Consider the following 23,335-nt stretch of genomic DNA (forward strand, 5'->3'; position numbering starts at 1 on the left):
TTTTTTATTGTATCGGCCAAACAATAGAAATACAGCTTTTGTCTTCCTCAAAAAAGTTTTTTAGCCTATTTTGGCAACTTTCATAGGACACTGAATTTATCTCTTTTACATACTCAAATATATTTATGCCTTTGAAGTAGCTATATATAAACTCAACTGATAGCTTTTCTGGATTGTCAAACTTTCGCAAGTGATTTCCAAGAACAACCTTTTTTGCTCTTTCAAATTCGTTCTTTTCAATACCATTATTCTTCACATTCTCTATGTGCTCTAACACCCTTTGGTACACCTGGTCCGGGTCCTTGCTCTCTCCTCCTATCATGAAAAAGGAGTAATCAGGCTCGCAATTATATTCAAAACCAAAATTCTGATTGATCAATCCTTCTTTGTAAAGCTGCTCATAAAAATCTGTGGACTTTCCAAAGAGTATCTCGGCTAAGATTTGTGTTTCTATATCTTTCATTATCATCTCATACGGTGGAAGGTCGTTTAAATGGTCTTTAAAACCTATATAAAAAATAGGCGTCGAAATAGACAGCTTTACCTCTATCCTCTTTTGATTTACCCTATCGGGTTCTTCAGGATAGATTCTTTCGATCAAGCTCTGATATTCTTTTGTCTTTTCCATTTTTTCAATCATATCAAAAACCTTCTGTGGGTCAACATCACCACATACTACAATAATCATATTGCTTGGATGGTAAAATGTATTGTAACATAGGTAAAGGTCATCTTTTGTAATTTTTTGGATACTATCAAGTGTCCCTGCTATGTCAATCTTAACAGGATGTTCAACGTATAGGGCGTTCAAGAGGTTAAAATACACTCTCCAATTTGGATTGTCCTGATACATTCTTATCTCTTGTGCAATTATACCCTTTTCTTTTTCAACATTTTGGTCTGTAAAATATGGGTTTTGTACAAAATCCAAAAGTATTTCAAAGTTTTCGTAAAAGTTTTGGGTTGAGATGAAATAGTAAACTGTCTCTTTAAATGAAGTAAAGGCATTTGCCATGGCACCAAACTTTGCAAACCTGTCAAATACATTTCCCTCTTGCTCTTCAAACAGTTTATGCTCCAAAAAGTGCGCAATTCCATCTGGAACTTCAACTATCTCATTTGTTTTAGGATGAATAAATTTGCTGTCGACAGATCCATATTTTGTAGCATAGCCAGCAAAGGCCTTACTAAAGTTCTTCTTCTTGATGACAAATGCTTTTAGTCCATTTGTATATGAGTTTACATAAACTTCTTCGTGCAAAATGTCATCGTATATTCTCTCCATCTTACATTGCACCTCTGTTTCTCAAGAAATATACTGTATCAACCTCAAATCTGTTAGCAATCTCTTTTACATCTGAAACATTCACATCTTTAAGCATTTCAAAAATCTCTTTTGGTTCAAGCATCTCACCCACTAAAGCCTGATTGAGGTAAAATCCAAGTAGATCTCTTGGACTGTCATAAATAGCCATCAGCGCTGTTTTGTAATAATTTAAGGCACTTTCATATTCAACCGTTGTGATCACGCCTTTTTTGATATCCTCAAGCTGCTGTAAAATCAGATTCAAAGCTTTTTCATAGTTTTCAATCTCTATTCCAGAACTTATAACCATGACTGACTTGAATCTATCAACCCTTGAAAATGCATAGTAACAAAGCGAAGCCTTTTCACGCACATTTTCGAATAACTTTGATTTTGGTGATGCACCTAAAACTCCGTTTAACATCAAAAGTTTGTAGTAATCAGTGGACCTTGTGTCAACATTTGTCCTTATACCAATCGAAATCTTGCCTTGGTTTACTTCCATTTCCTCTGTAATATACCTTGTACCAGCAAAAGGAAGATTAATAGAAAAATCATTTTTGATATCTTCTCTTTGATTTTGTCCAAATACTTCTAACGCTTTAGAAATTGCATATTCTTCGTTGTAGTCGCCATAAATCATCACATACATAGGCTTTTTCTCAACTACTTCTTTGTACTGCAAAAATAGTTTATCTTTTGTTATGGTCTTCAAATCATCAACATTCCCCTTTTCATAAAGGGCATAATTTTGACCCTCAAACATTATCTCTATACACCTGTCAATTGCGTACTGGACCTTGTCGTTGATTCTGCCTTCTATTTCCTGTTTGAGATTGTTCTTTTCTTGTTCTATCACCTCTTCTTTAAATCCACCACCATATTCTATTGGTCCATAGATTATGTCATGTAAAAACTGCAAGGACTTCTCATAAAGCTGCTCGCCAGCAAATCTGTCGTTCAAAAAACTTATTGAAAAGGTGATTGTCTGCAAATCGCCTTTTTTATCCACGTCAATGCTCAGAGTTGCACCATACATATTGTCCAAAAATCTATTTATTTCTTTCATATCCTTGTACTTATTGTTCCCTCTTATTAAAACCATTGGAAATAGAGCATTTAAAGTATTTTTCTCCCTTTCAAGCTTGTCTATAAAGGTAATTGCAATTCTGTTTATCTTGAACCTATCATCACAAAACGCCATGTAAAAGTTGTTGTTTTTCTCTTTCTTTTGCATCTTACCATCTCCTCAAATGTCTGCTTTGTTAAAAGCTTCTTTTCTTAATTTTATTTTACCCTTTTTTTGCAAATCCATCAACAAATTTGCCATCTTCACAGCTCAGAAGATATTATATTTTCAAATTTTAAAAGTAGCTTCCTAAATAACTCTATATACTCAAATTTAATGTTTTGGTAATTTTTGTAAGATATTTTTTGGTTATATAAGTTTGAAGTCATATTTCTATCTGAAAGCATTTTAGCCCACTTGTCACCGTCTTCTATAATGCCGTTTTGATATGCATACTTTATAACGCCCCGAGGATTGTTAATCTCCAAACCAGTATACTTCAAATATTCCCTCATGAGCTTCCATGAAAGCTCAAAGACAAATTCAAATCTCTGGATTGCCCCGTCCATAATAATATCCTTGTCCGGCTGTATACTTATACCTTCTTCTAATTTTTTTAAAGCAGTCTTAAAATCTTCATACTTCTCTGTTATTCTCTCTTTCATATATAATTACTCCTTCTTTCATGATACTTTCTTTGAGACTTTCTTTTGTAATGCTATTGAATGCAACAACATCAAACAGCAATATTGTATTAACTTCTTCTAATTCATCCTGGATTTTATAAATTGGATTTTCACTCTCCTCTTCAAGCCAAATACATATGTCCACGTCAGAACCTCTTCTATAGTCTCCTCTTGCCCTCGAACCAAAGATACAAGCTTTTATTACTTGCTTGTATTTCTTAAAAATTTCGATAATCTTATCTAAGATTTCTTCCTCAATTCCAAACCTTTTGGTTTCCACCTTCATTCTCACCTTTTCAAAAAATTTAAAAAAGAGGGAGCTTAAATTTTCTCAAGCTCCTCTCTTAAGATTTCATTTACAAGCTGTGGGTTTGCCTTGCCTTTTGTTATCTTCATAACTTGGCCCACCAAAAATCCAAACGCCTTCTCTTTTCCATTCTTGTAGTCTTCTACTGATTTTGGATTGTTTACTATTGCCTGTTTCACAGCTTCTAAAATTACGTTCCTGTCTGTTATCTGAACAAGTCCTTTCTCCTTTACAATGACCTCTGGATCTTTGCCTGTTTCAAACATCTCTTCAAAGACTTGTTTTGCAATAGTATTGGAAATTGTCTTGTTATCAACAAGGTTAATCAAGCTTGCAAGCTGATTTGGCTTAATCTTTATATTGTCAATTTCCTCAGGCTCTAATCCTTTGTCATTTAATATCCTCATAATCTCTCCCATCATCCAGTTGCTTGCAGCCTTTATATTTTGGGTGTATTTTATGCACTCTTCAAAATAGTTTGCTATTGCCTTTGATGATGTAAGAACTCCAGCATCATATTCTGGAAGCCCATACTCTTTTATATACCTTTCCTTTTTCTGGTCAGGAAGTTCAGGGATTCTCTTTCTGATCTCCTCAATCCAGTTGTCGTCTACAATTATAGGTGGAAGGTCAGGCTCCGGAAAGTATCTATAGTCGTGCGCTTCTTCTTTTGTCCTCATTGAAAGGGTTATACCTTTTGCCTCGTCCCATCTTCTTGTCTCTTGTACAACAACACCGCCACTTTCCAAAACCTCTATTTGCCTCTTTGCTTCATACTCAATAGCCCTGACAACAGACCTAAATGAGTTTAAGTTTTTCATCTCGGTCCTTGTTCCAAACTCTTTTGAACCTTTTGGTCTTACAGAAAGATTTACATCTACTCTGAGCGAACCTTCCTGCATCTTGCAGTCAGAAACCCCTGTGTATTGCAAAATTGCCTTTAGCTTTTCAAGGAAAATTCGTGTCTCTTCACTTGAACGTAAATCAGGTTCTGTAACAATCTCAATCAAAGGCACACCACATCTGTTAAAGTCAACAAGACTACCTTCCTCCCATTGGTCATGAAGAAGCTTCCCAGCATCCTCTTCAATGTGAATTCTCTTTATACCTATTCTCTTCTTTTCACCATTAACTTCAATATCTATATAACCATCATAGCAAAGTGGAAGATCATATTGCGAGATCTGATATGCTTTTGGTAGATCAGGATAAAAATAGTTTTTTCTATCCTGTTTGCTATATTTTGCAATCTTGCAGTTTGTTGCAAGCCCTGCCATTATGGCATATTCAACTGCCTTTTTGTTCAAAACAGGAAGAACACCTGGCATACCAGTGCAAATGGGACAGCAGTGGGTATTTGGCTCACCGCCAAACTCTGTGGTGCAGCTGCAAAATATCTTTGATTTTGTTGCAAGCTCTGCATGTACTTCTAAACCTATCACAACCTCATATTCCATCTTCTTTTTTCACCTCTTGATTAATAACTTTTTGTAAAGATTTATAAATTCTTGGGTTTTAGGTTTTTATATCCACTATTTTGTTCATAGGTATATGCAACTCTCAAGATAGTCTCTTCATCAAACGCCTTTCCTATTATTTGAAGACCTATTGGAAGACCATTACTATCAAATCCGCATGGAATAGAAATAGCAGGAAGTCCTGCAATATTTACAGGCACTGTACATATATCAGACATATACATCTCAAGCGGATTTGATACCTTTTCACCAATTTTGAACGCTGTTGTCGGGCTTGTTGGTGTCACAATAACATCATACTTTTGGAAAGCTTGGTCAAATGCTCGCTTAATCAATGTTCTTACCTGAAGCCCTTTTTTGTAGTATGCATCATAATACCCCGCAGAAAGTGCATATGTGCCAAGCATAATTCTTCTTTTTACTTCAGCCCCAAACCCTTCAGACCTTGTCTTTTTATATAAATCTATTAGGTCTTCATAGTTTTGTGTTCTGTACCCATATTTGATTCCATCGTACCTTGCAAGGTTTGAACTTGCCTCAGATGATGCAATGATGTAGTATGTTGGGAGCGCATACTCAACAATTGGTATTGAAAACTCTTCATAATCTGCACCCAAAGACTTTAAAAGTTCAAGGGCTTTTTCAACAGCTTTTTTTACTTCATGGTTAATTCCTTTTTCCATATATTCTCTTGGAACTCCAATCTTAAGACCTTTGACATCATTTACAAGAGCCTTTGTAAAGTCAGGAACATCAACTGGTGCTGATGTTGCATCATATGGGTCATGTCCGCAGATGATATTCATAGCTAAAGCACAGTCTTCAACATCTTTTGTCAAAGGCCCTATCTGGTCAAGAGAAGATGCAAAAGCAACAAGCCCAAATCGCGAAACTCTTCCATATGTTGGTTTCATGCCAACAACTCCGCAAAGTGAAGCTGGCTGTCTGATAGACCCACCTGTGTCAGAGCCAAGTGTGAAAAATGCTTCATCTGCCGCAACAGCCGCAGCAGACCCACCTGATGAACCCCCCGGAACTCTTTCCAAATCCCACGGATTTCTTGTTGTGTGGAAAGCAGAGTTTTCTGTTGATGAGCCCATTGCAAACTCGTCCATATTGAGCTTTCCTAAAAGCGTCATATTATTTTCTTTTAGCTTTTTCACAACAGTTGCATCGTAAGGGGGAACAAAGTTGTAAAGGATTTTAGATGCACAGGTTGTTTTTATTCCATTTGTGCAAAGATTATCTTTCAAGGCAATTGGAAGACCGTAAAGCACCCCTACATCTTCGCCTTTTGCTATCTTCTCATCAATCTTCTTTGCATTTTCTAAAGCTTCTTGTTCTGTGATTGTTATATACGACTTTACTTTATCTTCAACCTGTTTAATTCTCTCAAGAACACTTTCAACAACTTCTTGGCACTTGACCTCTTTTTTCTTGATAAGATCAATTGCCTCGTGCGCAGTCAGTCTGTAGAGCATCTTCTGTTTTGCCTCCTTACATATAAAGATTTATTCTACTATTTTTGGGACTTTTATACAAACATCGTCATGAGATGGAGCATTTTTCAAAATCTCTTCACGTGGATATGAAGGTTTTACCTCATCGCTTCTAAAAACATTGTAAAGGTTAAAAACGTGCGCAGTTGGTTCAATCCCTTCAGTATTTAGCTCAGAAAGCTTATTTGCAAATTCAATTATAGCACCAAGCTCTTTTGTCATCTTCTCTATCTCTTCTTCTGTCAAAGTTAGTCTTGCAAGGTTTGCAACATATTCAACATCGTTTCTTGTAATCATGCTTTATCTCATCTCCTTTTGTTTTTAAAGCTTTTTTCTGCTACTCTTTTTTATTTTATAGTAAAAAAATCTCATTATCAAGAAAAATAAGAAGGGTAGAATTATTTATAAAGAACCTAAATTTCTCAATAAATTAAACAGGGGTAGGCATTTAGTTATTTTACCCACCCCAACTATTGATATTGAATCGTTTTATTATTTATTTTTATTAAAGATGGTTTGATATATATAGGTAGCAGTTAACACTGAAAGAAGAAATAAAAGAGATGTGTTTGTATCTTTGAATATAAAGATGGCTATAAACATTAAAACAAAAGTTATTGTTCCTATAACCATTAAAGCAAATTTCCAATCGTTTTGTTTGTTCAATATCGAATCATTCCTTAAGTTTGCAATATTAATTAATTGTTTGACCTCCACTGCATCTTTGCCAATATTTATTTACAGAGGAGTAAGTTACATTAAGTGAATAACCAGAGGACCATCGAGTCCCACATTAGAAATCGAAACAGAAGGTATGAAATATGTTGTTTCCCAATTATGATGAAAGTTCAAAAATATTTTGTTATAACCTCTTTACTTCATTATCCTTATCCTTTTGCTAAAATATAGCTTTTATGTTTTTTCTTGTTCATTTATGATTTTTGCTACAATTAATCTTTTAACCACTTATTCCCTGTAGTTTTCTGTTAAAATTTTATACAACTACTTGCAACTTTGTCAATGCTCAATTTTGCTTTTTTCGTCAAAGTAATTTCATTTTTTGAGTTTAGACCTCGATTAAATTAAAAATTCCCATCTCAATAACTTTTCTGTAGAAGTATAAATATTTTGACGTATTTGGTCCAAAAAATAAAGGACTGCAAAGCGCAGTCCCTCTCCTTATAAAACACCTTTCAAGCATATACTTACCTCACCTTAGCTTGCCATCCTCTTTGTCAAAACCTCGCAAACTCTTTCTTCAATACCAAGTAAGTAGATCTTAAAATTATTTGTTGCAATCACTGTTCTTCTGTCACCTGTCTTGCTGGGATATGCATCTTTAAAATCTGTCCACTTAACAACTCCAAAGTGCTTTTTTGATGGGTCAATTAGGTAAAAACCGTTTTGACAGACATGCAACTTCATTCTACCCTGATACTTTATGTCTGGATGACCTTCAATGTACTCAACATCGAGCGGTTCACAGATGTCGCGCCCAAGCTCTTTTATCTGTTTTGGCACACCTAATCCAAACAGACCCATCTGTGCTCCCCCCTATTCATTTCCTTAATTTTATTATACCATTTTTGAAAATTGTTTAACAACTCAATTTAATTTTAAACAATACTACTCTCAAAAACAAAAAAATAAAGGGGAAAGGCTTTTTTCAGTCCCTTCCCCTTATCTTTTTTCAAAAACTTCCTCTGAATTGTCAAAACTATTATCTAAATAGAGACACAAATACAAGAGTAATTGTTGATATGAGCTTTACAAGAACATGCAAAGATGGACCTGCTGTATCTTTGCAAGGATCTCCAACTGTGTCGCCAACAACTGCTGCCTTGTGCGCATCTGACCTCTTGCCACCGTAGTTGCCAAGCTCAATGTATTTTTTAGCATTGTCCCATGCACCGCCACCGTTGTTGAGGAATAGTGCCAAAATCACACCTGCAATTGTGCCAATCATCAAAAATCCTGCTGCTGCTTCTTTGCCAAGTAGTATTCCAACAAGTATTGGTGCAATTACAACTATCATACCAGGCACCACCATTTCTTTTAAAGCACCCTTTGTAACAATGTCAACGCACTTTGCATAATCAGGTTTTGCTCTTCCTTCCATGATACCTGGGATTTCTTTGAACTGACGTCTTACTTCTAAAATAACATATTGTGCTGCTCTTCCAACCGCCCTTATTGCTGTTGAGCTAAAGAGGTATACCACCATTGCACCTATAAATGCACCGATAAATACCTCAGGTTTGCCAATGTCAACAGAGAACCAAGACTCAAGTGGTCTTCCCAGTATCTTTTTGACCTCATCAAGGTAAGCTGAGAAAAGTAAGAAAGTTGCAAGAGCAGCAGAGCCAATTGCATAACCTTTTGTAAGAGCCTTTGTTGTATTTCCACAAGCATCAAGCCTGTCTGTGACATTCCTTACTTCTTCTGGTGCGCCTGACATCTCAGTGATACCACCGGCATTGTCTGTAATCGGTCCAAATGTGTCCATTGCTAAAATATATGCACAGGTTGAAAGCATACCCATTGTCGCAATAGCTGTGCCATAAAGTCCTCCGGTTGCAAACCCAGGAAGTGCATGCTGACCAAGCTTGTATGCAATATAAATTGCAATTGAGATAAATATAACTGGCAGTGCAGTTGATTCCATACCAACAGACATACCTGTTATGATATTTGTTGCAGGACCAGTTGTTGAAGCTTTTGCTATCTCCTTAACAGGTCTGTAGTGATATGAGGTATAAAAGTCTGTAAGCCATACGAAAATATAGCTCAGTATAATTCCTGTAACTGCAGAACCATATAAAAGCCACCAGTTAACTTTCTGACCATTTGGAAGCTCTCCACTTAACATTGCCTTTACTACAAATATCAAAACAAGCAAGTTCAAAATCGTGGTCACAAAATATCCTTTATTCAAAGCCTTCATTGGATCCTTACTCTCGTCTTTCGTGTTTACAAAGAAAAGTCCAATGACAGAGGAAACAATACCTATCGCACGCGCAACCAGTGGGAATAAAATTCCTTTCCACCCAAACACAGGATATAATGCAACACCCAATATCATAGCCCCTATATTCTCAGCTGCTGTAGACTCAAAAAGGTCTGCACCACGTCCTGCGCAGTCACCTACATTGTCCCCAACAAGGTCAGCAACAACAGCTGGGTTTCTCGGGTCATCCTCAGGAATTCCTGCTTCAACCTTACCCACAAGGTCAGCACCAACGTCAGCAGCCTTTGTATAAATTCCGCCGCCAAGCTGTGCAAAGAGAGCCACAAACGATGCACCAAATCCAAAACCAACAATCAGCGAAGGTGCTTCTTTTATAAGATTTTCTTTTCCAGAAGCTCCACCGTACAGTAAAAATAGTGTTGCAACACCCAAAAGCGACAGAGCTGTCACAGCCAAACCTGTTACAGCACCACCACGAAGAGCTATTTGCAAAGCTCTATTTAAACCTTTTCTTGCACCTGCTGCAGCTCTGACGTTAGAATTCACTGCAATATACATTCCCAAATACCCAGATATTGCTGAGCAGAGTGCACCTGTTATAAACGCAAAACCTATATGAAAAGCAATCGAAGCAGCCTGCGATGAACCTTTTGAAAGGTTACCAAAATAATTTGCAATGATGATTATAACAGCAACAATCAATGCAAGAATACCAATAGTTTTGTACTGCCTGTTCAAAAATGCCATGGCACCTTCTCGAATTGCACCTGCAATCTCCTGCATCTTCTCATTGCCCTTTTCTTGAGAGAAGATAAATTTGACAAGACCAATGATTACGAGAATTGCAAATACAATTACTCCATAGATTAAAGCTATGTAGGCTCCCACAATAATCCCTCCTCTTTAGAATAAAATTTTTTTGTCAACAATTTGACGACCTTTAAAAAAGCGTACAATATATTTTTATTCTACGCAAAGGTCAAAAAATCCTTCTTTGAAAAACAAAAAACCTGCTCAACTTTTTTGAGCAGGTTTGATAACTTTCATATATTGGAGGCGCCACCCGGATTTGAACCGGGGAATCAGGATTTTGCAGACCCTTGCCTTACCGCTTGGCTATGGCGCCACTTTTTTTATAAAATTTTGGAGCGGGAAACGGGACTCGAACCCGCGACATCTACCTTGGCAAGGTAGCGCTCTACCACCTGAGCTATTCCCGCTCATCATAATATTCCTTTGGTGCCTCGGGGCGGAATCGAACCACCGACACGAGGATTTTCAGTCCTCTGCTCTACCAACTGAGCTACCGAGGCATGTCTTAAACTGGCGACCCAGAAGGGACTTGAACCCTCGACCTCCAGCGTGACAGGCTGGCGCTCTAACCGACTGAGCTACTGGGCCATTTTAGATGGTGGGCAGTGCAGGGCTCGAACCTGCGACCCCCTGCTTGTAAGGCAGGTGCTCTCCCAGCTGAGCTAACCGCCCATATTTATTGTTTTTTTGTCGTCGCCGCATTTAATCAGCGGCGACATGTTTTATTATACTTGACATCTTAGTGTTTTTCAATAGCATTTTTTAGGCAGAATCAGGCTAAATTTTATTATTTTCTTTGATTTTTTTCAAATTTTCTCGCCCAGGCTAAAGATAGCTTAAATTTTCTTATTATTTCGAGCCATATTTAATTTTAAAAGCTTCTTCTCTTGTAAAATAATATTTCTTCTCACAAAAGCTACAGACAATTTCTATCCTCTCATCAGATATCTCATCGTCAGTAAGAAGGGGAATTATACTCTCTACCTTTTGTTTTGAACAATCACATTTGTACTTTGGATAATACTCATCTAAAATCTCATACTCAATGTCTCCAAAAAGTTCTGTTACAATATCTACAATATCATTTTCAGCCAGAATAGAAGAGATATTTGAAAAACTTTTGAGCCTTTCTTCAAGGTTGAGAATAACATCAGGGCTTGTTTCAGGCAAAACTTGGATTATAAATCCCCCAGCTGACCTTACACTCTCGTCTTTGTCTATCAAAACACCAAGTGCAACAGCAGAGGAAATCTGCTCTGACAAAGCAAAATAGTGAGTTATATCTTCTGCAATCTCACCTGACACAAGCTCAATTTGACCAATATACGGTTCTTTCAACCCCAGATCCTTTATAACTGTTAGTGTGCCTTCTCCTATTGCACCTTTCACGTTTAGCTTTCCTGCTTCGTTTATCTCTGTGAGCACATTTTTATTCTTTACATAACCTTTGACATTTCCTTTTGAATCAGAAACTGCAACCAAGCCTTTTAAAACTCCTGTGCAAGAAATCTGAATTGAAATTGTATGCCTTTCACCTTTTAACATAACCCCCATCATTGATGCGGCTGTCAAAAGCCTTCCTAAGGCCGCTGTTGGGATAGGTGGAAGATTATGTATTTTTCTTGCCTCTTCAACTATGTCTGTTGAGTCCATGATGAAGATTGCAATATTTTTGTCATTTGATAGTGCTCTTAATATTCTTGCCATAAGTAATACTACCCCCAAAAGCCAAAGTTTTTAGGTTTTATAGATTTTATTTTATACCAAAAACAAAAAAGCTTCCAGCAAAACTGCCAGAAGCTTATTTTACCTTTCTTACATTCACTGCTTGGTTCCCTCTTTCACTCTTTACAACATCAAATTCGACCATCTGCCCCTCTGCTAAAGTCTTATATCCTTCCATGCTGATGGCTGAAAAATGAACAAAAACATCATCACCATTTTCAGTACTGATAAATCCATATCCCTTCTCAGGGTTGAACCACTTAACTCTTCCACGCATTTTAGAAAAGCTCACCTTCTTTTTTTCACATTTAAATCATTTACAAATAATATTGTGACTATTTTTAGAAAGTTTTATGCACTAAATCTTCTTGCAAACGTAACAAACTTTCGTGCAAAAGCAAGTTTTGTTATGACTATTGTAGTTATAAATCCTCTTGACAATTACAAACTTGCTTTTCTTTAAAAGCTTTTCAATCTCTCTCTCCGAATAAATGTACTCAATTATCTTATCATGGACAGCTGCCTTTGTATCTGCTATTGAAAAATTAATAGAAATTTTCTTTCGCATTGCTTTAAACTTCCAAGTAAATAATATGTCATCTCCTTTTTTGACCACTTTTTCTCTTTTCCCCAAGCTTTTTAGATATTCTTTTAGATTTATATCAAATATAAACAACCCATTACTCTTTAGGACACTCCTTACATTTTTTAAGTACCTTAAAAGGTTCTTTTTATCCACATGATTTAAAACATCCATGGTAGAAAGTACCACATCAAATTTATTTCTTGGCACAAAATCCAAAAAGTTTTTATTGTAGAGTCTCACATTAAAAGATGAGTTTGTAATATAAGCAAATTTTATCATCTGCCTTGATATGTCAATACCATAAAGTTTTTTAAAACCTATTTGGGCCAAAGAGCGCAAAATAGAACCTGTTCCACATCCAATATCTAATATTCTTGCTTTCTTTGAAATACCAAACTCAAGAAATGTATTTTTTAAAAATCTAAAAATTAATTTCTTGTTAAAAAAGACATTAGAAAATCTCTTGTAGTACCACGCAATGTTATCATAAGCGCTCATTATTGAAGTTTTACCCTCTCCCCAATCTTCCTCTCCGTGCCATTCAAAAGCCTTTTAATATTTTCTCTGTGGCGGATAATTATGACAACCATTATTATAAGAGCCAAAAACCAGTATTCCCTTGCAAATATCAAAATAACAAGGAAATACAAGATGCTACCTACTATACTTGTCAAAGACACGTATCTTTTTATAACAAGTACAATCAATGCAAGTGCTATTACAACAAGGGTAATAACTGGTGTTGCCACAAGCGCAACACCAATAGATGTTGCAACCGCTTTTCCTCCTCTAAATCCGAAGTACAAGGGCCAATTGTGACCACAGATAACTGCAAAGCCAGCAAGTGTAACACCTAAAACAACGTCATCTGGCATCACAATCTTAGCAAACAAAGTTGCTACAACACCTTTCAAAACATCAATAGTAAATACCAAAATAGCAGGACCTATTCCCATTGTACGAAGAACATTGGTAGTGCCCGGATTCCCGCTCCCGTATTTTCTAATGTCAACTCCATTTAACATCTTACCAATTATAAGAGCTGGCAGTACACTTCCAATCAAATATCCTACTGCAAGCACAATCAAAATCTGAAGTGCTTTCATTAATCCTTTTCCCCTTTCTCTCTTATTAGAAATACTATAGGCACCCCTGTGAAGTCAAATGTCTTTCGAAGATAGTTTTCAATATACCTTTGATATGAAAAGTGAAATAAATCTTTATCATTTACAAATATAGCCATCTTTGGAGGCTTTTCGCCCACTTGTGTCATGTAATAAATTTTAAGCTGTTTTCCTTTGTCACTTGGCGGCTGATATATTGTTGTTGCTTCTGCTAAAACATCGTTTATTTGTCCTGTTGTAATTCTTCGTGTGTAATTTCCGTATACATACAAAACAGTTTCCAAAAGTTTCTTCACTCTAAAACCTGTCTTTGCAGAGATAAACAAAACAGGTGCAAATTTGAGAAAACTGAGTTTCTCCTCTATTTGCTTTTTGTATTCATCTGCCGTCTTTTCATCCTTCTCAACTGCATCCCACTTGTTTACAGCAATAATGCATCCTTTTCCTGCCTCATAAGCATATCCAGCTATCTTTGCATCCTGTTCAGACACCGGCTCTGTCCCATCAATAAGTATAATACAAATGTCACTTCTTTCTATTGCAGAAAGAGTCCTGAGCATACTGTAGCGCTCAATATTGTCATAAATCTTGCTCTTTCGCCTAAGACCTGCTGTGTCAATCAAAGTTAGAGGAATACCTTCAAACTCAACATATGAGTCTATCGCATCTCGCGTTGTACCCGGAATATCGCTTACAATAACTCTCTCTTCTCCAAGTATATAGTTTACAAGAGAGGATTTTCCTGTATTTGGCTTTCCTATTATAGCAACCTTTATGGAATCTTCTTCTATTTCATTTATTCCCACTTTATCAAAATAACTAACAACTGCATCTAATACATCTCCAACACCACTGCCGTGTTCTGCTGACATAGGAATTGGGTCAGAAAGTCCAAGCTCATAAAACTCATAAATTATGGGCTGCTCTGATATGTTGTCAATTTTATTTACTGCAAGCACAATAGGTTTTTTTGAAACTCTTAACATATTTGCAACTTCTCTGTCTGCATCAGTAAGCCCAGTTTTGCCATCCACCATAAAGATTATTACATCAGACATGTCAATAGCAAACTGTGCTTGGCGTCTCATTTGTTTTAAAATAATATCTTCAGAATAAGGTTCAATACCGCCTGTGTCTATTACATTAAAAGTAATCCCTCTCCACTCTGTCTCGCCCACAATCCTGTCGCGTGTAATACCCGGCGTGTCATCGACAATTGCACGCCTCTCACCAATTAGCCTATTGAAAAGCGTAGATTTCCCTACATTTGGTCTTCCCACAATCGCAACAGTTGGCTTCAACCCTTTTCACCACCTTTCAGTAAATAGTAAAGTAGTTTTCTGCCATGATTTTCTACAGGATAAACTGGACATTTAAATCTCTTTTTTAACTCATCTATATGAACATCATCTAAAAACTTATTTTCATAGTTAAGAGCACATGAAGGAATCAAAATATAATCACCAATATTAACATTTTGTAGCTGATCAATTATGTCTTTGCCAGTGAGAAGCCCTGCAACTGTAATAGTATGCCCAAAGAAATTGTTCACAATTTTTACAATATCAACTTTCACATTTGGAAATTTTCTGTTAAATACTTTTATTAAATCTTTCATAAAGTCATATGCCGAAACACCTGTTATAAGTGTTACATGCTTCTTAAGATTATAATCTGGTTTTAGTTTCTTTAATGCTCCTAAAAACTGTCTTCTAAACAGTGCAAGCAAACCCACCCCATTTTCTATTTGCCTAAAATCCTCGTAAAACTCACAACCTGGTATATCCTCTTGAGCTTTGATATAAAACTCATCAGATGCAAAAACAAGCTTGGTACCAAATTCTTTTTTAAATTTTCTTTGCCATACTGATATTTGATTCAAGACCTTCTTTGCATCATCTTTAGAAAAAGGCTCCAAAGGATATAATCCTTCACGGTATTTTGTAAGTCCAACTGGTACAACTGCTATAGAGCGAATATTAGGATAAAATTTTGACAAATCAGAGATTGTTCTGTCAAGCTCAAAGCCGTCATTTATTCCTTTCATGAGAACAATCTGGACGTCAAACTCTATATTGTGTTTTGCTAAAAATTCTATCTGGTCCAAAATCAGTGCAGCCCTGGGGTTTTTCAAGATAAATTTTCTTAAGGTTGGGTTTGTTGTATGAACAGAGATTTTCAGAGGACTTAAATGAAATTTAACTATCCTTTCAAAGTCTTTCTCAGTTAAGTTCGTAAGTGTAATATAATTACCACTTAAAATTGAAAGTGCAGTATCATCATCTTTTATATAAAGAGTCTTCCTCATACCTTTTGGAAGCTGGTCAATGAAACAGAATATACACTTGTTTACACACCTTTTAACTTTCTCGTATTTAAACTCTATTCCAAGAGGTTTTAATTTTTTGTTTATAAGCCCGATTTTATAAATTTTCCCATCCCTCAAATACTCAATTGTAAGTTTCTCTTCCTTGGAATAGTACAAGTAGTCAACTATATCATTTATCTCACAACCATTTATTTTTAAAACTATGTCTCCTGGTTTAAAACCACACTTATCTGCCAAACTATTTTGCTGTATATTAGAAATTTTTAACATCTCTCCACCTTTTCAGACTAAAAATTTTAAGCTAAAAATCCTTCCCTTGCCTTTGTAATATATTCCATACAAAACTCATCTCGACCTGAAAGGGCCTCTGCAGCGTAGATTAACTTCATCAAAACATCATCTAACGGGTCAGCGATACAGCTATTTAAGCCAAAATAAATGGCAATGGGCAAAAATGCTCTATTTAACCATCTTCTTTTTGGAAGTCCAAATGACACATTTGAAAGACCGCAGATGATATTTACATTTTCAAATTCTTTTCTAATGAGTTTTATTGTTTCAAGCGCAACATAAACATATCTTTGGTCAACAGACACTGGCTGGAGCATTGGGTCTAAGAATATGTCTTCTTCAAGAATGCCATTATTTGTTAACCTGTCAACAAGCCTTTTTGCAATCTCAACTCTTTTTTCAGGCTCATCAGGTATACCGACATCGTCCATCAAAAGAGCAACTACCTTCATGTTGTACTCTTTGATAATAGGTAGCGCTCTTGACAAAATCCCCTCTTCGTATATCACAGAGTTAAAGATGGCTCTTTCTCCTTTATAAATTTTCATAACCTCTCCTATGACCTCTGGTCTTGGACTGTCAATTGAAAGTGGGGCATCAATCTCCTTTTGAATACTTTCAATCATCTTTTTTAAAACTTCTGTTTCAATATCTACAAAAGCTCCTGCATTTACATCTATATAATGAGCTCCTGCTAAATACTGTTTTTTTGCAAGCTCTACAATGTATTCAAAGTTGCCCTCTTTTATTGCATCAGCAACATTCTTGACTGTTGAGTTTATCTTTTCACCAATTATTATCATTGTTGTTTTAATTCACTCCTTTTTTAAGATATTCTTCAACCTTGTCCAGCTCAAAGCCATTGTAAAGATCGTTAAGTAGAAGGTTTAGTCTCTCCAACGCCATAAGAACAATTTCTTCTGAAATCTTGTTTTCTTTTCTAAGACAAATTAGTTCATCAATGTCAGCAACTTTGTAGCTTCCATCTGGAAAAACTATAACATCAACCAGCAAATCCTCTGTTACAATTTTATCGTTGTCTATATGCGTATCTATAATATCACAATAAGTGTATAGCAGTCTATCGTTATAATCAAAAACCTTGCTAATTTTAATACCTTTTTTAAGATACACACAAGAAGCGCCCCATTTGATATCTTCTCTTTTTTTAATAGGAAGCCACTTAGTTATAAGTACATCATCATCCATGTAAACTATCTCATCAGAAGATATATCTATCTCCTCTTCAGGGTAAAATCTTTTTCTAATTAACCTCAAACTGATTACTCCTTTTACATTTGATTTTTTTGAAAATTATTATATAATGTAAAGTAGAGATTTGCAAACAGAATTGAAAAAGGCAAACAAACAAAAGGTCGGGATGTGGCTCAGTTTGGCTAGAGCGCCTGGTTCGGGACCAGGAGGTCGCAGGTTCAAGTCCTGTCATCCCGACCATTTTAATAGCTTTCTTTACAGCTCTTTTGTAATTCATTGTACAACTTTTTCAAAGCTTTTTTCTCAATCCGAGAGACATATGAACGGGATATTCCCAATAAATTAGCAACTTCCATTTGAGTTCTTTCCTTGCCATTTTTAAGTCCATACCGAAGCTCAATTATGTGTTTTTCCCTCCCTTTTAAAATCTTGTCAAGTTTCCTCAATAAATTTTTTATCTGTATCTTCACATCTACTTGGTCATCTATATCATCTTGGTCACTTTGTAAAACATCTATAAGCGTTATTTCATTTCCATCTTTATCACTGCCAATGGGATTTTCAAGCGAAATTTGAGATAAAAACTTTTTGTTTTGGCGAAGATACATCAATATCTCATTTTCAATACATTTTGCTGCATATGTTGAAAGCCTTGTGTTTTTTTCTTGAGAATACGTCTCAATAGCTTTAATAAGGCCAATAGTTCCCACAGAAATAATATCATCTGTTAAATTTGGAAATGACAGGGTATATTTTTTAGCGATATGGGCAACAAGGCGCAGATTCTTTTCAATTAGAATGTTCCTTGCTTCAACGCAGCCTTCCCACATCTTTTTTAAATGCATTTCCTCTTCTTCATCAGAAAGAGGATGGGGGAATGAGTTTGCGTTTTCGATATAAAACATTTTGCATATGCACTCCTAATCAGTAGCCTTTTGGTCGCATACAATTATATGATCATTCCCCCGCTTTGTTGCATGTCCACCAAAAATATTTATTCTTCTACTTTTTTTCTAAGCATTGCAAATTCAACAACTGGTTTGTCAAATTTTATTTTAGTAAGCTGCTGAGCGTGCGGTACAACATCTAAAGGATTGCCTTCCAAGTCGAAAATGTTATCAAGTTTCTGTACAAAATATGTCCCATCTGGCAGCATCACTTCAGCTACATCCCCTCTAAAAAACCTATTTCGCTGTTCAACCACTGCCCAGCCATCTTCTAAAACCTCTTTTACAATGCCAATAAATTCATATTCACGAATATATTTGCTTGAGTCAAATTTATAATCATTGTGTGATGGTTTTCCAAAATAGAAGTTTGTTGTATAGCTTCTGTGTGAGCACTTTGCTATCTCCTCAAGCCACTGGGGATCAACTTCAAAGTGTTCTGGATCTTGTAAGTACCTGTCAATTGCTTTTCTGTATACACTCACGACTGTTCCTACATAGAAGCTGCTCTTCATCCTTCCTTCTATCTTAAAAGCGTCAATTCCTGCTTTTACTAACTTGTCAATGTGCTCCACCATGCAAAGGTCTTTTGAGTTGAATATATACGTTCCATCGACATCTTCAAACACCTCAAAATACTGACCGGGTCTTTTTTCTTCCATGATATAGTATTTGTATCTGCAAGGATGTGCACATTCACCCCTGTTTGCATCTCTGTATGTCATATATGCGCTCAGAAAACACCTTCCCGAGTATGAAATGCACACAGCCCCATGGACAAAAGCTTCAAGTTCAAGATCTTGGGGTACATTTTGGCGAATCTCTTTTATCTCTTCTAAAGAAAGCTCTCTTGCCAACACTATCCTCTTTGCACCAAGTTCATACCAAAACCGTGCACTTTCAAAATTGGTAGTGTTTGCCTGAGTGCTTATGTGAATAGGAATTCCAAGTCTTTTTGCTTTTTTGAAAATACCCAAATCTGAAACTATTATTCCATCAAATCCCAAATCTTTTATGCTGTCAAAAAACTCATCAACCTTTTTTATATCTTCATTTCTTGCAAATATATTTGCTGTGAGATATACCTTTTTACCATACCTGTGTGCAAACTCTATACCTTCTTTCATACTATCGAAGTCAAAATTTCCTGCGTACTTTCTCAGCCCAAATTCCTTGCCACCTATATAAACGCTATCAGCACCATACACTATCGCAACCTTTAGTTTTTCCAAATCCCCCGCCGGTGCAACAAGCTCAGGTCTTTTTGTTTTCATTTTTAAAACCTCCACTACTTTTTGATAGCAATCAAAACTCCATCGCTAATCGGTAAAAGTGTCATTACAAACTCTGGGTCATCTTCAATCATCTTTATAAACTTGTTCATTCTCTTTGCAATTGTAATCATTCTTCGAACCAAATACCTTCTTCCAACAACCATACCTTTGAAAAGAACATTGTCACATACAAGCAAACACTCTTTTGACATCTTATCTTTTGTAAGATTAAAATAGTCAATATACTGGGCTTTGGCAGCATCAAAAAATATCATGTCAAACTCCCCATCTATCGCCTGTAAAACCTCTTCTGCTTCGCCACCGATGATAGTTATTTTATCTTCTGCATTAAATTCTTTTACATTCCTTTTTGCCTGCATAACCATGTCAAAGTCCATTTCAATGGAAATTATCTTAGCTTCAGGAAAGCCTATATGCATTGAAAGTGTTGAATAACCAATAGCTGTTCCAATCTCTAATATTCTTTTTGGTTTTCTCAGCATTGTTAGGATTGTAAGAAGCCTTGAAACCTCTCTTGAAACAATTGGGATATTATTCTTTTTGGCATATTCTTCAATCTTTAGAAGTTTCCTGTCAATATTTGTAAGCTTTGACCTTATAAACTGATTTAAAATATCCTGGGATATATCCATGGTCTTATTTTTTCCCTTCTTTTAGTTGTTTTTGTGCTTTCAAATGTTCTTCATAGGTCCTTGAAAATATATGGCTTCCATCTTTTTTGGCAACAAAAAATAAGTAATCTGTCTTTTGAGGATCCAATGCAGCAAGCAAACTCTCCTTCCCTGGATTGCATACCGCAGAAGGTGGAAGCCCTTTGTAAAGGTATGTATTATATGGCGATCTAATTTTAATATCCTCATATGACAAAACTTCTTTGTGAAATGGTAGAATATATTCAACCGTCGCACAGCTTTCTAACTTTATCCCTTGGTTTAACCTGTTCAAAAACACACCTGCAATAATAGGACGCTCAAAATCTTTTTTAGCCTCTTTTTCAACAATTGAGGCAAGGATTACTGTTTGAATATCATCAAGCTGGGTTGTCTTTTTATGTTTTATGCTATTGTAAACCTCTAAAAATCTATTTAACATCCTTTTAATTATATCCCTTTCAGATTCACCAACATATATTTCATATGTATCAGGATACAAAAACCCTTCAAGTTTGTATTTTACATTTTTTGAAGAATATTTAAACCGAAAATCAAAGTCGCAGTTATTAATCTCATCCAAAAACTTCTTCTCATCAACAATTCCCAAACTGCTCAGTCTTTTTGCTATCTGGACGCAAGTAAAACCTTCTGGAATAGTAAACCTTATTGTCTTTTTGAACACAACACCCTTTTGCAAAGCCTCACAAAGCTCTTTATAGCTCATAGATGAAGAGAGCTTGTAACTTCCTGCTGCTATCTTGTAATTGTTAATTTTTACATAGAGCATGAAAAGATAAGGGTTTTTTATTATTCCTTTTTCCTTTAGAATCATAGCAACATTTTTTACAGAGGTGTTTTGCGGAATTTCAACGTAAACTTCTTTAGTTTTAGGTTTTTGAAGCTTTAACAAGATTGCAAGCAGCAGGACATTCATTGTAATTATACCGATTATGAAAATATAAACCCTTACATTTTTATTCTTAACTTTCATTTTTTCAAATACCCCATTTTATAAATTATAAAAGCATATCAGTACTGATGCTCATATTATATCATATCTTCAGACGGCAATAAAAAAGAGCCTAAAATACAGGCTCTTTTTCCTCTTTTTTAGCTCTTGCTTCCATCTTTTTTCTCATCTCATGGTTTAAAATCTTTTTTCTGAGCCTTAGGCTCTTTGGAGTGACCTCCAAAAGCTCATCCTCTGCTAAAAACTCAATACACTCTTCTAATGAAAGCTTTACAGGCGGGGTTAGTCTCAAAGCTTCATCAGCAGTTGCTGAGCGCATGTTAGTAAGATGTTTTTTCTTGCACACATTTACAACAATATCCTCAGGTCTTGAACTTTCACCAACAATCATACCTTCATACACTTGTGTCCCCGGTTCAATAAAAAGCCTTCCTCTCTCTTGAGCATTGTAAAGTCCGTATGTTACAGCCTCACCTGTTTCAAAAGCTATTAGTGCTCCTCTGTTTCTTTCTGGAATATCACCAGCATATGGCATATAATCATAAAACACATGGTTCATAATACCATTTCCCTTGGTATCTGTCAAAAACTCAGACCTAAAACCTATAAGACCTCGTGCTGGTATTATAAACTCAAGTCGCATAAAACCATCGTTTAAGATGGTCATGTTCTGAAGCTGTGCTCTTCGCGGACCCAATTTTTCCATGACAGTGCCCACAAATTCTTCCGGAATATCAATTATCAAATATTCATACGGCTCATAAAGTTCACCATTTATAATTTTTGTTATAACCTGTGGCTTTGAAACCTGAAACTCATAACCCTCTCTGCGCATAGTTTCGATCAATATTGCTAAATGAAGCTCTCCTCTTCCTGACACTTTAAATGAATCTGGAGAATCAGTCTCTTCAACTTTTAATCCCACATTTCTCTCAAGCTCCTTAAAAAGGCGCTCTCGTAAGTGCCTTGAAGTTACATATTCGCCTTCTTTTCCTGCAAAAGGTGAATCGTTTGTTGAAAATATCATAGAGATTGTTGGCTCATCAATCTTGATAAACTCCAAAGCCTCTGGATTTTCTGCATCTGCCACTGTCTGACCAATGTTGATACCATCTATTCCGGCAATTGCAACAATATCACCTAGCTTTGCCTCGCTACATTCTACCCTTTTTAAACCTTCAAACTGATACAGCTTTGTAACCCTTGTCTTTTGCAAAACTCCATCTTGTCTTGTGCAAACTGCAACCTGCTGATTGAGTTTTACACTGCCTCTTACAACCTTCCCAATAGCAATTCTTCCAAGGTAATTGTCATAGTCAATTGAAGTCACAATCATCTGGAAAGGTGCATCAATTTCACCTGTTGGTGCTGGAATATTGTTTATAATCATCTCAAACAGTGGTTCTAAATTGTGACTCTCATCTTCCAAATCAAACTTTGCAATGCCTTCTTTTGCTGATGCAAAAACATATGGAAAGTCAAGCTGGTCTTCGTCTGCTCCAAGCTCAATAAACAGGTCCAGAACCTTGTCCAAAACCTCATAAGGCCTTGCAAATGGCCTGTCAATTTTATTTATAACTACAACTGACTTGAGTTTAAGTTGCAAAGCTTTCCTTAAAACAAACTTTGTCTGTGGCATTGGACCTTCATAGGCATCTACAACCAGAAGCACACCATCTGCCATAACAAGCGCTCTTTCAACTTCACTTCCAAAGTCTGCATGGCCTGGTGTGTCTATTATATTTATCTTTATGCCTTTGTACATAATGGCTGTGTTTTTGGCCATTATGGTAATTCCTTTTTCTCTTTCAAGCTGGTTTGAATCTAAAACTCTTTCTTCAACCATCTGATTTTCACGGAATATTCCACTTTGTTTTAGCATTGCGTCAACTAAGGTTGTTTTGCCATGGTCAACATGGGCAATTATAGCAATGTTTCTAATGTCATCTCTTCGGGTTAGCATTTTCAGACCTTTGGCTGCCTCCTTTTAAAAGTTTGAAGATAGCTTTCTATTTTAAATATGTGTAAGTAAAAAGTCAATAACTAAATAACCTGACAAATCAAAAGCAGGGGA

At 36.0% G+C, this 23,335-nt stretch carries 22 protein-coding genes and 6 tRNA genes; 1 reads left to right on the plus strand and 27 read right to left on the minus strand.

The genetic code is table 11. The features are described 5' to 3' along the window. Positions 1-4 precede the first annotated feature (4 nt). From yfmH to H964_RS05180, 22 genes are all read right to left on the minus strand, one after another. Positions 5-1,285 (minus strand): EF-P 5-aminopentanol modification-associated protein YfmH, encoded by a 1,281-nt coding sequence (gene yfmH / locus H964_RS05075; protein ID WP_039765315.1) that lies wholly within the window; start codon positions 1,283-1,285, stop codon positions 5-7. A 1-nt stretch (position 1,286) separates the two neighbouring features. Continuing rightward, on the minus strand, positions 1,287-2,543 hold the full coding sequence (gene yfmF, locus H964_RS05080; RefSeq protein ID WP_039765318.1) for an EF-P 5-aminopentanol modification-associated protein YfmF: 1,257 nt from the start codon (positions 2,541-2,543) through the stop codon (positions 1,287-1,289). 95 nt (positions 2,544-2,638) lie between these two features. Continuing rightward, a complete protein-coding gene (locus H964_RS05085) occupies positions 2,639-3,040 on the minus strand; it encodes an HI0074 family nucleotidyltransferase substrate-binding subunit (protein ID WP_039765321.1) in 402 nt (133 codons plus the stop codon). Then, positions 3,012-3,347, minus strand: coding sequence for a nucleotidyltransferase domain-containing protein (locus H964_RS05090; protein ID WP_039765324.1), 336 nt, complete (start codon positions 3,345-3,347; stop codon positions 3,012-3,014). Before H964_RS05090 ends, H964_RS05085 begins: the two co-directional genes overlap by 29 nt. Before the next feature lie 35 nt (positions 3,348-3,382). After that, positions 3,383-4,825 carry an Asp-tRNA(Asn)/Glu-tRNA(Gln) amidotransferase subunit GatB gene (gene gatB / locus H964_RS05095; protein ID WP_039765326.1) on the minus strand — a complete coding sequence of 481 codons (1,443 nt, stop codon included), beginning with the start codon at positions 4,823-4,825 and terminating at the stop codon, positions 3,383-3,385. A gap of 41 nt (positions 4,826-4,866) precedes the next feature. Then, positions 4,867-6,327 (minus strand): Asp-tRNA(Asn)/Glu-tRNA(Gln) amidotransferase subunit GatA, encoded by a 1,461-nt coding sequence (gene gatA, locus H964_RS05100; protein ID WP_039765328.1) that lies wholly within the window; start codon positions 6,325-6,327, stop codon positions 4,867-4,869. 30 nt (positions 6,328-6,357) lie between these two features. After that, the gene (gene gatC, locus H964_RS05105; protein WP_013403791.1) at positions 6,358-6,642 is read right to left on the minus strand and encodes an Asp-tRNA(Asn)/Glu-tRNA(Gln) amidotransferase subunit GatC; all 285 of its coding nucleotides are present in this window, start codon (positions 6,640-6,642) and stop codon (positions 6,358-6,360) included. 918 nt (positions 6,643-7,560) lie between these two features. After that, the gene (locus tag H964_RS05110) at positions 7,561-7,887 is read right to left on the minus strand and encodes a hypothetical protein (RefSeq protein ID WP_015907310.1); all 327 of its coding nucleotides are present in this window, start codon (positions 7,885-7,887) and stop codon (positions 7,561-7,563) included. Positions 7,888-8,065: 178 nt separating this feature from the next. Then, positions 8,066-10,201 carry a sodium-translocating pyrophosphatase gene (locus H964_RS05115; protein ID WP_039765347.1) on the minus strand — a complete coding sequence of 712 codons (2,136 nt, stop codon included), beginning with the start codon at positions 10,199-10,201 and terminating at the stop codon, positions 8,066-8,068. A gap of 163 nt (positions 10,202-10,364) precedes the next feature. Beyond that, a tRNA-Cys gene (locus H964_RS05120) sits at positions 10,365-10,439 on the minus strand. An 18-nt stretch (positions 10,440-10,457) separates the two neighbouring features. Then, a tRNA-Gly gene (locus H964_RS05125) sits at positions 10,458-10,533 on the minus strand. Positions 10,534-10,550: 17 nt separating this feature from the next. Then, a tRNA-Phe gene (locus H964_RS05130) sits at positions 10,551-10,626 on the minus strand. An 11-nt stretch (positions 10,627-10,637) separates the two neighbouring features. Next, positions 10,638-10,714 (minus strand) — tRNA-Asp (locus H964_RS05135). Between the two features lie 8 nt (positions 10,715-10,722). Next, a tRNA-Val gene (locus tag H964_RS05140) sits at positions 10,723-10,798 on the minus strand. A gap of 177 nt (positions 10,799-10,975) precedes the next feature. Then, the gene (gene hslO / locus H964_RS05145) at positions 10,976-11,833 is read right to left on the minus strand and encodes an Hsp33 family molecular chaperone HslO (protein ID WP_039765350.1); all 858 of its coding nucleotides are present in this window, start codon (positions 11,831-11,833) and stop codon (positions 10,976-10,978) included. Positions 11,834-11,927: 94 nt separating this feature from the next. Continuing rightward, a complete protein-coding gene (locus tag H964_RS05150; RefSeq protein ID WP_039765353.1) occupies positions 11,928-12,128 on the minus strand; it encodes a cold shock domain-containing protein in 201 nt (66 codons plus the stop codon). A gap of 81 nt (positions 12,129-12,209) precedes the next feature. Beyond that, positions 12,210-12,935 (minus strand): class I SAM-dependent methyltransferase, encoded by a 726-nt coding sequence (locus H964_RS05155; protein ID WP_039765355.1) that lies wholly within the window; start codon positions 12,933-12,935, stop codon positions 12,210-12,212. Further along, complete coding sequence (gene plsY / locus H964_RS05160) at positions 12,935-13,543, minus strand: glycerol-3-phosphate 1-O-acyltransferase PlsY (RefSeq protein ID WP_039765357.1); 609 nt, start codon at positions 13,541-13,543, stop codon at positions 12,935-12,937. The genes H964_RS05155 and plsY overlap by 1 nt, the downstream gene beginning before the upstream one ends. Next, positions 13,543-14,862: a ribosome biogenesis GTPase Der gene (der, locus tag H964_RS05165; RefSeq protein WP_039765359.1), complete on the minus strand. Its 1,320-nt coding sequence runs from the start codon at positions 14,860-14,862 to the stop codon at positions 13,543-13,545. The genes plsY and der overlap by 1 nt, the downstream gene beginning before the upstream one ends. Further along, positions 14,859-16,160, minus strand: a complete 1,302-nt coding sequence (locus H964_RS05170; protein ID WP_039765361.1) for a DUF512 domain-containing protein — start codon at positions 16,158-16,160, stop codon at positions 14,859-14,861. The genes der and H964_RS05170 overlap by 4 nt, the downstream gene beginning before the upstream one ends. A gap of 26 nt (positions 16,161-16,186) precedes the next feature. Beyond that, a complete protein-coding gene (locus H964_RS05175) occupies positions 16,187-16,984 on the minus strand; it encodes a dihydropteroate synthase (protein ID WP_039765363.1) in 798 nt (265 codons plus the stop codon). Between the two features lie 7 nt (positions 16,985-16,991). Then, on the minus strand, positions 16,992-17,459 hold the full coding sequence (locus H964_RS05180; RefSeq protein ID WP_039765366.1) for a DUF402 domain-containing protein: 468 nt from the start codon (positions 17,457-17,459) through the stop codon (positions 16,992-16,994). A 99-nt stretch (positions 17,460-17,558) separates the two neighbouring features. On the opposite strand from H964_RS05180, the gene H964_RS05185 reads away from it, so the two are divergent. Further along, positions 17,559-17,636: transfer RNA gene (locus H964_RS05185), tRNA-Pro, on the plus strand. 2 nt (positions 17,637-17,638) lie between these two features. Here H964_RS05185 and sigK read toward each other — a convergent pair. The 5 genes from sigK to typA form a co-directional block, all read right to left on the minus strand. Next, positions 17,639-18,301, minus strand: a complete 663-nt coding sequence (gene sigK / locus H964_RS05190) for an RNA polymerase sporulation sigma factor SigK (RefSeq protein ID WP_039765368.1) — start codon at positions 18,299-18,301, stop codon at positions 17,639-17,641. Between the two features lie 89 nt (positions 18,302-18,390). Further along, positions 18,391-19,617, minus strand: a complete 1,227-nt coding sequence (locus tag H964_RS05195) for a peptidase U32 family protein (protein WP_039765370.1) — start codon at positions 19,615-19,617, stop codon at positions 18,391-18,393. 14 nt (positions 19,618-19,631) lie between these two features. After that, positions 19,632-20,270 (minus strand): O-methyltransferase, encoded by a 639-nt coding sequence (locus tag H964_RS05200; protein ID WP_039765372.1) that lies wholly within the window; start codon positions 20,268-20,270, stop codon positions 19,632-19,634. Positions 20,271-20,274: 4 nt separating this feature from the next. Beyond that, positions 20,275-21,282, minus strand: coding sequence for an endolytic transglycosylase MltG (mltG, locus tag H964_RS05205; RefSeq protein WP_039765374.1), 1,008 nt, complete (start codon positions 21,280-21,282; stop codon positions 20,275-20,277). Between the two features lie 91 nt (positions 21,283-21,373). Beyond that, complete coding sequence (gene typA, locus H964_RS05210; RefSeq protein ID WP_039765376.1) at positions 21,374-23,224, minus strand: translational GTPase TypA; 1,851 nt, start codon at positions 23,222-23,224, stop codon at positions 21,374-21,376. Between the last annotated feature and the right edge of the window lie 111 nt (positions 23,225-23,335).

Source organism: Caldicellulosiruptor sp. F32 (assembly GCF_000404025.1).
GTDB classification, from domain to species: Bacteria; Bacillota; Thermoanaerobacteria; order Caldicellulosiruptorales; family Caldicellulosiruptoraceae; genus Caldicellulosiruptor; species Caldicellulosiruptor saccharolyticus.